Genomic DNA, 1,782 nt, shown 5'->3' with positions numbered 1-1,782 from the left:
CTATTGAATAACAACCTTTTTGTAAGAAACTTTACCACCATGAGTAATTCTCAAGAAGTATACACCTCTTTCGTAATCACTAAAGTCGAATTGTTTCTCCATCTTATCCGCTGTAATTTCAAGTATTTTATCCTCCAGTACTAGTCTTCCTGCAAAGTCAATCACTGAGATTTCCACCTCTTGACTCATACCTGTTAATTCAAGACTGAATTCTCCGTTACTTGGGTTTGGATATACATGGATAGTCATCATATCAGATTCTAATTCAGGTAATGACTCACAGATATCATATTCAATTTCTACTGATGCCATAGACTCACAACCTAAAGAGTTAATAACTGTGACTGTATATTCTACGGTCTGTACAACATCTGAAGTCACTTCTATAATTGGGTCGGATAAACCACCTGGTTGCCAATCGAAACTTACAGCATCCTCTGCTACAGCTTCCAATTCAACGGGTTCGTTTACACAATAAGGACCATTTTCTGGATTAACCATAATAGTCACTGCTGAGCCTCCAATAAATTCAATGCTAACCATTGCATCACTTTCACAACCTTCTTGGTTTACTACCTCACAGGTATACTCATAAACTCCAGCTGTCACTTCTGATACAATAATTGATGGTGTAGTTTCGCCATTACTCCATGTATAGCTCACTGCTCCTTCTGCCTCTGCTGTTAATTCAACATCTGCACCTGTACATACTTCCGTACCTGGGTTAGCTGTTATCGTAACCATTGAAGGCGTAGCATTTAGAATTACAATTGGATTACCATCATAAAGCTGGTCACATCCATTTTCATCCATTACTCGTACAACATAAGTGTCAGAAATTAAGTCTGTAAATACATTGGTTTCGAAATAATCGGTTCCACCATTGATAGAATACATTAAGTCGCCAATTCCACCACTTGCTGTGATTGTAATGCTTCCTAATTCACCAGAACATTGTATATGAGTTACAATAACTTCCTCGATAAGGATTTCGGTACCATCTTCAACCACAACTGGATTATTTTCATAAGCCATTTCGCAGCCATTGGCATCTTTAATCATTAATAGGTATTCACCTGCAGATAAGCCCATGAAATCTCCGCTTGACTGATAGCTCATTCCACCATCTACTGAGAACATCAACATTCCTGTTCCTCCAGTACCTGACATCATGATTGCTCCATCATCTGCTCCAAAACATCCTAAATCAGTTACTGCAACATCACCGAATTCGATAACAGCAGGTTCACCAATCATCACTGGATTTCCAGAGTAGTCTTGCATACATCCATTAGCATCTTCTATTACAACATCATAATCGCCAGCTAATAAGTCAGTAAAGTTTCCTGTACTTGACCATGTTGTTCCGCCATCGATAGAGTAAGAATAGTCAGCTGTACCACCTGTAGCATTGATAGAAATCATTCCATCCATTCCGCCGTTACATGTACTTACATCAGTTGAAGTAACGAGTATAGTCATTGGGTTTGGCTCATTGATAACAACTGAATTTGCTGCATATTCACCGATACATCCACTTTCGTCACTAACGAAAATATCATAAGTGCCAGCACCAAGGTTATCAAACATTCCACCATTATCTACATAAGTAGTTCCACCATCAATAGAATAAAGAAGGGTTCCTGTTCCGCCTGTAGCAGCTACTTCAATCATACCATTGGTATTTCCGTAGCATCCACTTACATCTGTAAGTATTACTTCAACTACTTCTAATAAAGCAGGTTCGGTAATTACTGTTGGCATATCATAAAGAACTCTACA

General features: G+C 38.6%; 1 protein-coding gene. It reads right to left on the bottom strand.

Features of this window, described 5'->3' with window-relative positions:
- On the bottom strand, positions 1–1,782 hold a 1,782-nt coding region (locus HNS40_RS22275), incomplete at its 5' end, for a T9SS type A sorting domain-containing protein (RefSeq protein WP_172284912.1).

The organism is Lentimicrobium sp. S6, assembly GCF_013166635.1.
GTDB lineage: Bacteria > Bacteroidota > Bacteroidia > Bacteroidales > UBA12170 > UBA12170.
This window is presented reverse-complemented; position numbering and strand designations above follow the sequence as displayed.